This is a genomic window from Streptomyces bikiniensis (assembly GCF_000716625.1).
GTDB classification, from domain to species: domain Bacteria; phylum Actinomycetota; class Actinomycetes; order Streptomycetales; family Streptomycetaceae; genus Streptomyces; species Streptomyces bikiniensis.
In genome coordinates this window covers 1-11,613 of sequence record NZ_JNXJ01000080.1, presented here as the reverse complement: position 1 = coordinate 11,613, position 11,613 = coordinate 1, and the positions used below count along the sequence as shown (strand labels likewise).

Annotated in this window: 7 protein-coding genes; 2 read left to right on the top strand and 5 right to left on the bottom strand. The window is 72.7% G+C overall.

The features are described from left to right. Positions 1 to 1,315, top strand: a 1,315-nt coding sequence (locus OO47_RS32395; protein WP_234323381.1) for an aKG-HExxH-type peptide beta-hydroxylase, incomplete at its 5' end; no start/stop codon positions are given. 58 nt (positions 1,316 to 1,373) lie between these two features. After that, positions 1,374 to 4,397, top strand: a complete 3,024-nt coding sequence (fxsT, locus tag OO47_RS32390; RefSeq protein ID WP_030207457.1) for an FxSxx-COOH system tetratricopeptide repeat protein — start codon at positions 1,374 to 1,376, stop codon at positions 4,395 to 4,397. 90 nt (positions 4,398 to 4,487) lie between these two features. Here the strand turns inward: fxsT and OO47_RS32385 are convergent, their stop codons facing one another. The 5 genes from OO47_RS32385 to OO47_RS32370 all read right to left on the bottom strand — a co-directional run bounded on the left by OO47_RS32385 (position 4,488) and on the right by OO47_RS32370 (position 11,462). Continuing rightward, a complete protein-coding gene (locus OO47_RS32385; RefSeq protein WP_030207460.1) occupies positions 4,488 to 8,312 on the bottom strand; it encodes a multifunctional oxoglutarate decarboxylase/oxoglutarate dehydrogenase thiamine pyrophosphate-binding subunit/dihydrolipoyllysine-residue succinyltransferase subunit in 3,825 nt (1,274 codons plus the stop codon). Positions 8,313 to 8,602: 290 nt separating this feature from the next. Further along, positions 8,603 to 9,652: a HAMP domain-containing sensor histidine kinase gene (locus tag OO47_RS32380; protein ID WP_407696380.1), complete on the bottom strand. Its 1,050-nt coding sequence runs from the start codon at positions 9,650 to 9,652 to the stop codon at positions 8,603 to 8,605. Continuing rightward, positions 9,649 to 9,837 (bottom strand): hypothetical protein, encoded by a 189-nt coding sequence (locus OO47_RS37520; RefSeq protein ID WP_167345316.1) that lies wholly within the window; start codon positions 9,835 to 9,837, stop codon positions 9,649 to 9,651. Before OO47_RS37520 ends, OO47_RS32380 begins: the two co-directional genes overlap by 4 nt. Before the next feature lie 144 nt (positions 9,838 to 9,981). After that, a complete protein-coding gene (locus tag OO47_RS32375; protein ID WP_030207465.1) occupies positions 9,982 to 10,719 on the bottom strand; it encodes a response regulator transcription factor in 738 nt (245 codons plus the stop codon). A gap of 71 nt (positions 10,720 to 10,790) precedes the next feature. Continuing rightward, on the bottom strand, positions 10,791 to 11,462 hold the full coding sequence (locus OO47_RS32370) for a spermidine synthase family protein (RefSeq protein WP_030207467.1): 672 nt from the start codon (positions 11,460 to 11,462) through the stop codon (positions 10,791 to 10,793). Positions 11,463 to 11,613: the final 151 nt, after the last annotated feature.

Here is an 11,613-nt window from a genome sequence, read left to right as displayed (position 1 = left end):
GGCGAACAGCCCGAGGAGCGCGGCGGAGGCCGTCATGACCCCCGCGCCCCCCTCCGCCGCGCTCCTCGGGCTGTTCGCCCGGACGCGGCCCACGCGCGACGGGGCCGTCCTGCTCCGTTCCGCGCTCCACGCACGCCGGCTCGTCCTGCTCAAGGCGCTGCTCGTCCGGGTCCGCCGGCACCGGGCGGAGCTCGGTGACGGCGTGGAGGACCGGTTCGAGGCCGCCTGGCGCCTGCTGGAGCGGGCGGAGCAGCGCGCGCCCGCCGCCGTCCGCGACCTCCTCGACTACCCCACCACCGGCGGCTGGCTCGCCGCCGCGCTCACCGCGCCGCCCGGCCCGGAACTCGACGCGCGGCTCGCCCACTTCGACGCCCTCGCCCTCACCGCCGCACTGCGCGCCGGCTGCGCCCCGGACCTCACCGTGGCGACCCCGCGCGGCACCCTGTCCCTCACCGGCCTGGGAAGGCTGCTGACCGGAGCCGACCGGGTCGCCGTACGGACCGAGGGCCGCCACGCGCGGATCACCCCCGAGGGCGCGGGACCCGCCCGGGCCGTCCCGCTCCCGCGCGACCCCCGCTCCGGGCGCCCGACCGGCGCGGACCCCCGCTGGACCCCCGTCCTCCGGCTCCCCGGTGGGACCGCCGTCCTCGACGACCTGGACCCCTACCGGGTGCCGCGCGGCGGGATCGGCAACCCGCCCCGTACCGGCGTGGAGGCGGGACCCGCCGGGCGGGCCGTCTGGGCCGATCGCTGGCGGACGGCCCTCCGCCTCCTCGACGCCACCGACCCCGCCCGCGCCGAGGAGGTGCGGCGCCTCGTCCGCGTCCTGGTGCCCGTCGCCCACGCCGACCGGGGGACCGGACCGTTCGGCGCCACCCTCCGCGCCGCCCCCGGCGCCGTCCTCGCCACACTGCCCGAAGGACCCCGCGAGATGGCCGAGGTCCTCGTCCACGAGACCCAGCACACCAAACTGGCCGCCGTCCACGAACTCGTACCGCTCCACACCGCCGGACCGGCCACCGTGCACAAGGTCGGCTGGCGCGCCGACGCCCGCCCGATCGCCGGCGTCCTCCAGGGCGCCTACGCCCACCTCGCCCTCACCGACCTGTGGCGGCGCGCGGCCCGGTCGACCGGTCTGCCCGCCTCCTGGCGCACGAGGGCCGGGCAGCAGTTCGAGAGATTCCACCATCAGGTGGGCCGGGCCCTCTCGGTCCTGCTTGAATCCGATGAACTGACCAACGCGGGGAGGGAGTTCGCCCACCACATGCGACAGCACCACGCGCGTCTCGGTGCCACGCCCCGAGCACTTCGGTGACACTATGCACGCGCGCGATGACACCACGTGGCGTGCGAGCGGACAGGGAGAGGTACACATGGCGGAACAGGCGCGGCCGACCGGGGGCGGAGCCCCGCGCGGAAGCACGGCACCCGAACACGTCCTGGTGGTCTTCCCCGGCTACCACCGGCCCTGGGCCACCTGGATCGCCCAGCGCCTCGACCTGCACGGGGTCCGCGCCACCCCGCACCGCTGGGACCCGCCCCGCGAGGTGCCCCTGGAGGACTCCCTCGGCGACCTGCTGCTCGCCCGCGGCCAGGTCCTCCTCGTCCTCAACGACTGGTTCTTCGAACTCGGCCCGCGCCCCGCCGGGGAGTGGAACGACGTCCTGCGCGGCTTCGTCGCCGCCCACGCCGACCGGTTCGCCGCCGTCAACCTCACCAACCGGCCCCTGCTCCCGGCCACCGCCGTTCTGGAACCGGTCGGCCTCTGGGGCGTCGGCGAGGACGAGGCGGAGGCCCGCCTCCTCGGCCGCCTCGGCATCGAACCCCGCCGCTCGGCCGGCCGCCGCATCCCGCCCGGCGCCCTCGTCCGCTACCCCGACACCCCGCCCGAGGTCTGGGGCGAGGTGCCGCGCCGCAACCCCCGCTTCACCGGCCGCGACGACCTCCTCACCGAGCTGCAGGAACGGCTCATGGACGCCGAGCGCGGCAACGCGGCCTGCACCCTCCTCGGCATGTCCGGCATCGGCAAGACCCAGATCGCCGCCGAGTACGCCCACCGCTTCAGCCCCGACTACGACACCGTCTGGTGGGTCAGCTCCGACGACCGCAACGTCCAGCGCGACCGCTTCGGCGAACTCGCCGTCGAACTGGGCCTCCCCGTCGGCAACGAACCCGGCGAACGCATCCGCGCGGTCCGCGAGGCCCTGCGCCGCGGCGACCCGCAGAGCCGCTGGCTGGTCGTCTTCGACGGCTGGGACGACATCAGGGACGTCGGCGTCATGCTCCCGCACGGCCCCGGCCACGTCCTGATCACCTCCCGCAACCGCCTCTGGGCCGAGCACACCGACCTCCTGGAGGTCGGCGGCTTCGCCCGCGCCGAGTCCACCGGCTACCTCATGCGCCGGGCCCCGCACATCACCGCCGCCGAGGCCGACGAGGTCGCCCACGAGTTCGGCGACGTCCCCCTGCCCCTCGTCCAGGCCGCCGCCTGGCTCGGCGAGTCCGGCATGGAGGCGCCCGAGTACCTGCGCATGGTCCGCGAGGGCCGGCTCTCCACCGTCGACGACCCGACGGGCGGCGAGGGCGTGCCCAACGCCTCCCTCACCTCCTGGTCGATACTGATCAACCGGCTCCGCCGCGCCCAGCCGCAGGCCGTCGAGATCCTCAGCTTCTGCGCCTCCTTCGCCCCGGGCCGCATCCCCCTCGGCCTCGTCCGCGCCTACCCGCAGGCCGAACTCCCCGAGGACCTGCACTGGATGGCCAACGACCTGCCGGCCTGGACCCGGGCCCTCGACACCCTGGTCAACTACTCCGTCCTCACCCGGGAGACCCGCGGCCCCGTCAGCACCGACATGGGCCCGCACCAGGAGTCGGTCCACATGCACCGGCTCGTGCACGACATCGTCTCCCGGCTCACCGACGGCACCCACCGCGCCGCCCACCGCAAGGCCGTCCGCACCCTGCTCGCCGAGGCCGACCCCGGCAACCCCATGGACAGCCGCAACTGGCCCCGGTACGCCGAACTCCTGCCGCACCTCGAACCCTCCGGCGCCCTGGAGAGCCGCAGCCCCCGCATCCAGAACGCCGTCCTCAACTGCCTGCGCTACTGCTACCGCAGCGGCGAGTTCAAGGCCGGCACCCGGCTCGCCGAGCGGATCCGGCTCAGCTGGAGCGGGTTCATGGACCCGGTGGCCCAGCCGATGCTCACCCTGACCAGCCAGGAGGGCAACATCCTGCGCGCCGCCGGCCGGTTCCGCGAGGCCCACGTCCTCGACTCGGCCGCCCTCGAACGGCTCCGCGCGCAGACCCCGCGCAACGAGCACGCCGAACTCATCGCCCACAGCGCCGCCGCGAGCAACCTCCGCTACCTCGGCCAGTACACCGAGGCCGAGGAGCTCCAGCGCCGCCTCCTCGACGAGTCCCGGCGCATCCTGGGCGAGAACGAGTTCATGACCCTCCTCGCCCGCCACAACCTCGGCGTCAGCCTCCGCCTCCTCGGCCGCTACCAGGAGGCGTACGACCTCGACGCCGAGAACCTCGCCCGCCGCGAGACCGTCCTGCGCGCCCGCCACGCCAACACCCTCAACTCCGGCAGCGCCCTCGCCCACGACCTGCGCCTCCTCGGCCGCTACCGGGACGCCCTCGTGCGCCAGGAGGCCAGTGTCCGGCTGCACGTCCAGGTCCTCGGCGCGCAGCACCCGCAGACCCTCTCGGCCCGCGCCCAGCTCGCGCTCTGCCGGCGCCGCGAGGGAGGCGCCCAGCAGGACATCGGCGCCCAGATGGCGAGCCTCCTGGAACAGATCGAGCAGGTGCACGGCCGCGAGCACCACACGACCCTCACCTTCATCAACAACTACGCCAACTACCTGCGCGAACACGGGGACCTCGACCACGCCCGCGAGCTGACCGCCGAGGCGGAGGCCGGGTTCCGCGCGATCCTCGGCCCGGCCCATCCCGTCGCCACCGGCATGGTGGCCAACACCGGACTCGTCCTGCAGGCCGCGGGCGACCGCTCCGGCGCCCTCGCCCTCCTGGAGTCCGCCCTCGGCGGCTTCACCGCCACCCTCGGCCCCGACCACCCCTGGGTCCTGGGCTGCGCGCTCAACGCCGCCGCCGCCCGCAACTTCAACGGGCGCGTCGGCGACGCCGTCGAGCTGAGCCGGGAGACCCTGCGCCGCGCCCGCCGGGTCCTCGGCGACGAGCACCCGCTGACCCTCTCGTGCCGGATCGCGCTCGCGGCCGACCTCCGGGGCGTGCGCGAGGTCGAGGAGGCGGGGAAGGTCGAGGAGGACGGCCTGCTTGCCCTCACCAGGACCCTCGGCGCGCAGCACCCGCACACCCTCTCCGCCCGCCAGCGCAACCGCCCCTACTGGGACTTCGAGGCCTACCTCGGCTGACACCCCGGCGGGCGCACGCGGAAACGCCGGAGGCCCGGCACCCCCGAAAGGGGTGCCGGGCCTCCGCCCGTCCCGCGCGAGCGGTCCGGATCAGGCCTCGAAGACCTCGTTGACCAGCTGCTGCTGCTCCGCCTGGTGGCGCTTGGCCGAACCGACCGCCGGGGAGGAGGAGTGCGGACGCGAGATCCGGCGCAGGCGCTCGCCCGCCGGGATGTCCGCGCCGACCGCCAGGTCGAGGTGGTCGATCAGGTTGAGCGCGATGAACGGCCAGGCACCCTGGTTCGCCGGCTCCTCCTGGGCCCACAGGTACTTCTCGGCGTTCGGGTACTTGGCGATCTCGGCCTGCAGCTCGGCACCCGGCAGCGGGTACAGGCGCTCCAGACGGATGATCGCCGTGTCCGTGACACCGCGCTTCTGACGCTCGGCCTCCAGGTCGTAGTAGACCTTGCCCGCGCAGAAGACGACCTTGCGGACGTCGGCCGGGTTCACCGTGTCGTCGCCGATCACCGGGCGGAAGCCGCCGGTGGTGAACTCCTCCACCTTGGACGCCGCGGCCTTCAGACGCAGCATCGACTTCGGGGTGAAGACGATGAGCGGCTTGTGGTGCGGGTTGTGCACCTGCCAGCGCAGGAGGTGGAAGTAGTTCGACGGCAGCGTCGGCATGGCGACCGTCATGTTGTCCTGGGCGCACATCTGGAGGAAGCGCTCCGGGCGCGCGGACGAGTGGTCCGGGCCCTGGCCCTCGTAGCCGTGCGGCAGGAGCAGCGTGACGCCGGAGGTCTGGCCCCACTTCTGCTCGGCGGAGGAGATGAACTCGTCGACGACGGTCTGCGCGCCGTTGACGAAGTCGCCGAACTGGGCCTCCCAGACGACCAGGGCGTCCGGGCGGGCCAGCGAGTAGCCGTACTCGAAGCCCATCGCCGCGTACTCGCTGAGCAGCGAGTCGTAGACGTTGTAGTGGGCCTGGTCCTCGGCCAGGTAGAGCAGCGGGGTGTGGTCCTCGCCGGTCTCCTGGTCCACCAGGACCGCGTGGCGCTGGCCGAAGGTGCCGCGGCGGGAGTCCTGGCCGGAGAGCCGGACCGGGGTGCCCTCCATCAGCAGGGAGCCGATGGCGAGGGTCTCGCCGAAGCCCCAGTCGATGGTGCCGTCGTCGATGGACGCGGCGCGGCGCTGCATCTGCGGGAGCAGGCGCGGGTGGACCGTGATCCGGTCCGGGACGTTGACCTGGGACTCGGCGATCCGCTTCACGACCTCCTGGGAGACCGCGGTGGTGACGGAGACCGGGAACTCGGCCTGGGCGTCCGGGACGTGCACCGGCGCCGAGGAGGCGGTGGTGGCCTCGCGGACCTCCGCGAACACCTTCTCCAGCTGGCCCTGGAAGTCCTGGAGCGCCTGCTCCGCCTCCTCCAGGGTGATGTCCCCGCGACCGATGAGCGATTCGGTGTACAGCTTGCGCACCGAGCGCTTCTTGTCGATCAGGTTGTACATCTGCGGGTTGGTGAACTGCGGGTTGTCGCCCTCGTTGTGACCGCGGCGGCGGTAGCAGATGAGGTCGATCACGACGTCCTTGTTGAACGTCTGGCGGAACTCGAAGGCGAGCCGCGCGACGCGGACCACGGCCTCCGGGTCGTCGCCGTTCACGTGGAAGATCGGCGCCTCGATCATGCGGGCCACGTCGGTCGCGTACATCGAGGAACGCGAGGACTCCGGGGCGGCGGTGAAGCCGACCTGGTTGTTGATGACGATGTGGACCGTGCCGCCGGTGCGGTAGCCCCGCAGCTGCGACATGTTCAGCGTCTCGGCGACGACGCCCTGGCCGGCGAAGGCCGCGTCGCCGTGGAGGGCGATCGGCAGGACGGTGAAGTCCGTGCCGCCCTTGTTGATGACGTCCTGCTTGGCGCGGACGACACCCTCCAGGACCGGGTCGACCGCCTCCAGGTGCGAGGGGTTGGCGACCAGGGAGACCTTGATCTGCTCGCCGTCCAGGCCCGTGAAGGTGCCCTCGGCGCCCAGGTGGTACTTGACGTCGCCGGAGCCGTGCATCGACTTCGGGTCGAGGTTGCCCTCGAACTCGCGGAAGATCTGCGCGTACGACTTGCCGACGATGTTCGCCAGGACGTTCAGGCGGCCGCGGTGGGCCATGCCGATGACGACCTCGTCGAGGCGCGACTCGGCGGCCGAGTCGATGACCGCGTCGAGCAGCGGGATGACGGACTCGCCGCCCTCCAGGGAGAAGCGCTTCTGACCGACGTACTTGGTCTGCAGGAAGGTCTCGAAGGCCTCGGCGGCGTTCAGGCGGCGCAGGATCCGCAGCTGCTCCTCGCGCTCCACGCGGGAGTGCGGGCGCTCGACGCGGTCCTGGATCCACTTGCGCTGCTTCGGGTCCTGGATGTGCATGAACTCGACGCCGGTGGTGCGGCAGTACGAGTCGCGGAGCACGCCGAGGATGTCGCGGAGCTTCATCATCGACTTGCCGGCGAAGCCGCCGACCGCGAACTCGCGCTCCAGGTCCCACAGGGTGAGGCCGTGCTCGGTGATGTCCAGGTCGGGGTGCTTGCGCTGCTTGTACTCCAGCGGGTCGGTGTCGGCCATGACGTGGCCGCGGACCCGGTAGGAGTGGATCAGCTCGAAGACGCGCGCGGCCTTGGTGACGTCGTCGTCGTGGGAGGCGTCGATGTCGCGGAGCCAGCGGACCGGCTCGTAGGGGATGCGCAGGGCCTTGAAGATCTCGTCGTAGAAGCCCTCCTCGCCGAGGAGGAGGTTCGCGACGATCCGCAGGAACTCGCCGGAGGCGGCGCCCTGGATCACGCGGTGGTCGTACGTCGAGGTCAGGGTCATGACCTTCGAGATGCCCAGCTTGTTCAGGGTGTCCTGGGAGGTGCCCTGGAACTCGGCGGGGTAGTCCATCGAGCCGACGCCCATGATGACCGACTGACCGGGCATCAGACGCGGCACGGAGTGGACCGTGCCGAGGCCGCCGGGGTTGGTCAGGGAGACGGTGACGCCGGAGAAGTCCTCCATCGTCAGCTTGCCCACGCGGGCGCGCTTGACGATGTCCTCGTACGCCTGCCAGAACTCGAAGAAGTTGAGCGTCTCGGCCTTCTTGATGCCCGCGACGACGAGCTGGCGGTCGCCGTTGGGCTTCACCAGGTCGATCGCGAGGCCGAAGTTCACGTGCTCCGGCTTGACCAGGGTCGGCTTGCCGTCCTTCTCGGCGAAGGAGTGGTTCATGGACGGCATGGCCTTGATGGCCTGCACCATCGCGTAGCCGATGAGGTGGGTGAAGGAGATCTTCCCGCCCCGGGCGCGCTTCAGGTGGTTGTTGATCACGATCCGGTTGTCGAAGAGCAGCTTCACCGGGACGGCGCGGACGGACGTGGCCGTCGGCACCTCCAGGGAGGCGTTCATGTTCTTCGCGACCGCGGCGGCGGGACCGCGCAGCGTGATCAGCTCGGGACCGGCCGGGGCCTCGGAGGCCGGGTCGGCCTTCGCGGCGGCGGGCTTGGCGGCGGCCGGCGCGGCCTGGGCGGCCGGCTTGGCGGCCGCGGGGGCCGCCTTCACCGCGGCCGGGGCGGCGGGAGCCGCGGCCGGCTTCTGTGCGGCGGGAGCCGAAGCGGGCGCGGGCACGGAGGCCGGAGCGGCAGGCGCGGCCTGTGCGGGGCCCGTCTGCGGCGCGGCGGGGGCGCTCGGCGTGCTCTGGGTGGGCGCCGGGGCGGCCGGGGTCTCCGACGCTCCGGGCTTGTAGTCGGCGAAGAAGTCCCACCAGGCACGATCGACCGAATTCGGGTCCTGGAGGTACTGCTGGTAGATCTCGTCGACGAGCCACTCATTGGCACCGAAGGCGGTCGCAGGGTTCTGGCCCTGCCCGTCTTGGTCGGTCGGGGAGCTCGGGGTACTGGGGGACTGAGACGACACGGCGGCAACCGCCCTCTTCCGCTTCACAAGGTGATGGACAGCGGAAATAAAGGCTACGCCTGTCCGGCCGGGAGGTGCAGGCCGGGCACTCCAACGTCGCGCAAGTCACACTTGACGGGGTGTTTCGGAGCCGTGAATGGCGGGAAACAAGCGTGGTTCCGCTGGTGTGAGGGTACGGAAAGGCATCGGCACGACCGCCTTCGGCCGCACCTCTGAACGCACCCCGCTCACGTGCGCGGAGGTCTCACCCCCGTACACGCAGAACGTGTTCTTCCGGTTCGAACCCTACGTCAATCCATCGGTGGACGACTGCCCGGAAGAGTGACTCTGATGCGGCACCCGCGTGATGATTCGGCCACACCGATCTCGCCGCCGTGCAGATCGACCGCCCAGCGGGCGATCGCGAGCCCCAGCCCCGTCCCGCCGTCGCTGGCCGGACCCTGCCGGCGCGAGGCCGAACCCCGGTTGAACCGCTGGAAGACCTTGTGCCGCTCCGACTCCGGGATGCCGGGACCCTCGTCCTCAACCTCCAGTTCCAGGGAGTCCGGATACGGGCCGCGCCGGGCCCGCACGGTGACCCGGCCGTGCGGCGGGGAGTGCTTCACCGCGTTGTCGATCAGGTTCGCCATCACCTGGTGCAGCCGCTCCGCGTCCGCGTGGGCGGTCAGCTCGGGCGGCGACACGTCCAGGTGCAGGTGCACGTCCGTACGGTTGTGCAGGCCCGAGGTGGACGACAGGCCGCGCTGGGACGCGGCGAGGTTCGCCTCGCGCAGCACCCCGGACAGATAGGGCCAGACCTCGAAGCGACGCCCCCGCAGGCCGACGACACCGTTGTCAAGGCGTGACAGGTCGAGCAGCGTCTCCACCAGCCGCCCGAGGCGCTCGGTCTGCTTGAGCGCCGACCGCATCGTCTCGGGATCGGCCTCGGACACCCCGTCCACGACATTCTCCAGGACGGCCCGCAGCGCGGCGATCGGGGTCCGCAGCTCGTGCGAGACGTTGGCCACCAGCTCCTTGCGGTGCCGGTCCACGGCCTCCAGGTCGTCCGCCATGCGGTTGATCGTGGAGGCGAGGTCGCCCAGCTCGTCCCGCCGGTCCGCGCCCCGCACCCGGCGGCTGAAGTCGCCGCGCGAGATCGTCCCGGCCACCGTGGTCATCTCGTCCAGGGGGGCGGTCAGGGACTGGGCCACGAACTGGGTGATGAGCAGGGTCGCGATCATCGCGAAGATCGTGATGTACCGGAACTCGGTGGAGGTGCGGATCGCCACCAGGGCGAGGCAGGAGGTCAGCAGGACCGCCCCGACGACGAGGGCGCCGAGCTTGGTCTTGATGGAGATCACGATCCGGCGGCGGCGCCGGCACCGGCCGCCGCGCCCACCGGGGTCGTCGCGCCCGCCGGGAACGCTCTCCCCGCCCGGCTCTCCGGGGCCGCTCGGTCCACTGAGGCCGCCCGGTCCACCAGGCCCTCCCGGTCCACCGGGGCCGCCCGGTCCACCAGGCCCGTCCAGGCGCCCGCCCGTTCCATCGGGCCCACCCGGCGGCCCTCCCGGCCCTCCCGGCTCTCCGAACCCTCCCGGCGGCCCTCCCGGCCCTCTCTCCGGCCTCCCGGGTCCCCCCGGTCGTCCTCCGGCCGCCTCCGGCCGCTCCCGTCCTCCGGGCCTCCGGGGGCTCACGGCGCCGGGGTCTCCAGCGCGTAGCCGACGCCGTGGACCGTGCGGATGCGCTCGGCCCCGATCTTCCGGCGCAGCGCCTTGATGTGGCTGTCCACGGTCCGGGTGCCCGAGGCGTCCGCCCAGTCCCACACCTCGGCGAGCAACTGCTCGCGGGAGAGGACCGCGCGGGGCGTGCTCGCCAGACAGACGAGCAGGTCGAACTCGGTCGGGGTCAGGTGCACGTCCTCGGTCCGGACCCGGACCCGCCGCTGCGCGTGGTCGATCTCCAGCTCGCCCAGGCGCAGGATGCCGCTGCGCGGGGTGACCGCCGCGAGCGCGGCCCGCTCGACCCGGCGGAGCAGCACGTGCACCCGGGCGGCCAGCTCGCGCATCGAGAACGGCTTCGTCATGTAGTCGTCCGCGCCGACGCCGAGCCCGACCAGCATGTCGGTCTCGTCGTCGCGGGCGGTCAGCATGAGGACCGGGACGGGCCGCTGGGCCTGGACCCTGCGGCACACCTCCAGGCCGTCGAAACCGGGCAGCATGACGTCCAGGACCATCAGGTCGGGCTGCCAGGCCTCGGCGGCGTCGACGGCGGCGGGGCCGTCGGTCGCGGTCTGCACGAGGAAGCCCTCGGCGCGCAGCCGGGCGGAGATCGCCTCGACGATCGTGGCGTCGTCCTCGACCACCAGGACGCGCCGCTGGGCCCCCGGAGTGGCCGCCGCACCGTGGTGAGTGGTGTGTGTCTGCTCCATTGCCCCGCCTCGCGTCGCCGATGTCGGTGCAGCAGCCTAGAGGTACCGGTGGCGTCCCGGCTATCCAGGCGTCAGCCGGGACGGACCGCGAGGTGGACCGCGTCCGGGACGCCCCGGGCAACGGGCACCTCTTCCGTCCGTACCCCGCTGAATCCGGCATTCCGCAAGGTTGCTTCGAAATCCTCGGAGGGTCGCGCGGACCACACGGCGAGGATCCCGCCGGGGGTGAGACGGGCGGCGCAGGCCGCCAACCCCCGGGCGGAGTAAAGGGATTCGTTGTCCTCGGTGACGGTCCAGTCCGGGCCGTTGTCGATGTCGAGGCAGAGGGCGTCGTAGGTGTCGGTGGAGGTGTGCACGTGCTCCACCAGGTCCGTGTGCAGGATCACGGTCCGGGGATCGGCGAGCGCGGCCCCGGAGATCGCGGCGAGCGGCCCCCGCCGGTGCCAGTCGATGATCGCCTCCTCGCGCTCGGCGACCACGATCCGGCCCCAGCGCGGGTCGGCGGCGGCGTGGGCGAGGGAGAAGCCGACGCCGAGCCCGCCGACGAGGACGGAGGCGCCGGCCCGGCGCTCCTCGGGGAGCGCGTCGAGGGCCGCGTCGACCAGGAGCCGCTCGGAGCGCCCGTCGGAGGTGTCCATCAGGAAGGTGCCGTTGGCGATGATCTCGTAGTGCTCGTCGCGGCGCCGCAGGACGACCTCTCCGTGGGGTCCTTCGCGCCGGTCGAGGGTCACGGGTCCTGACATCGTCGGTCGCTCCGCTCTCGTCTCGTCGGATGGTTCCCGCCATCCTCGCCACACCGGGGGACGACCACAAACCCGTTACGGGAACGGGCCGTCGTGCCCGCGCCCGTCCCCCGAAAGCCCCTCCCACGCCCCCCCCCGCCCGGCCCCGCCC

Bases quoted from the DNA above. Each gene is read 5' to 3' on its own strand.
- fxsT (WP_030207457.1), top strand. From the start codon at position 1,374: ATGGCGGAACAGGCGCGGCCGACCGGGGGCGGAGCCCCGCGCGGAAGC.
- OO47_RS37520 (WP_167345316.1), bottom strand. From the start codon at position 9,837: ATGGAACGGGCGGGCGCCTGGACGGGCCTGGTGGACCGGGCGGCCCCG.
- OO47_RS32375 (WP_030207465.1), bottom strand. From the start codon at position 10,719: ATGGAGCAGACACACACCACTCACCACGGTGCGGCGGCCACTCCGGGG.
- OO47_RS32370 (WP_030207467.1), bottom strand. From the start codon at position 11,462: ATGTCAGGACCCGTGACCCTCGACCGGCGCGAAGGACCCCACGGAGAG.